General features: G+C 42.4%; 1 protein-coding gene. It reads right to left on the bottom strand.

The window, feature by feature from the left end:
* Positions 1-635: Mu transposase domain-containing protein (locus tag AC1EK4_RS11965; RefSeq protein ID WP_480358416.1), on the bottom strand; the 635-nt coding region annotated here is incomplete at both ends.

The raw sequence follows: 635 nt of genomic DNA, 5'->3' as shown, positions 1-635 counted from the left end.
CGCTACGCTTCGAGAACGTCTGCATCTCTCGGCGAGGCCTACTCTTTTATTGCACTTCGTTTTGGAACTTGCACCATGATGACCAGGAAGATTATGTGCATCTTTCTGTGAGTAGGTATAGGGAGTATCATCTCGCTGATGGATGGTAACTAACTTTAACCCATAGTAGATTTGAACATTGTCATTATCGTAAATAAGCTCCATACGTTTGCCGATATACTCTGTTGGAACACTATAACTATGCTTTCTTAGCATAACGAAGCTATTAGCCATGACAGTAGCAGACTTTCTAGACTTCATCTGATAGCGAGCGGTAGGAAGAGGACGAAGAAAATCTTTTTCCATTTCCTCAAATAGTTCTTGGCGGGATTCCTTACGCCCACTCAATCTACGGCTATTAAATGCTTCTAAAGATGTGCGTATAGCAATATTAAGTGATTCTAGATTATGGAAAATTTGCCCTTCAATATCTACATATACCGACCGATACATTAGCTTTACAGCATTCTCAACCAGTGCCTTGTCCTTGGGACGGCGCACCCTAGCTGGATAAACAGCCATGTCATAAAATTCAGCCATAGCAGCGAAGTCGTCATTGATAACAGGCTCATTACGATCACTGCGGATAACGGCTG

Source organism: Prevotella sp. C0026C3, from assembly GCF_056590795.1.
The sequence above is the reverse complement of the archived record's forward strand: the minus strand, read 5'-3'. Positions and strand labels throughout refer to the sequence as shown.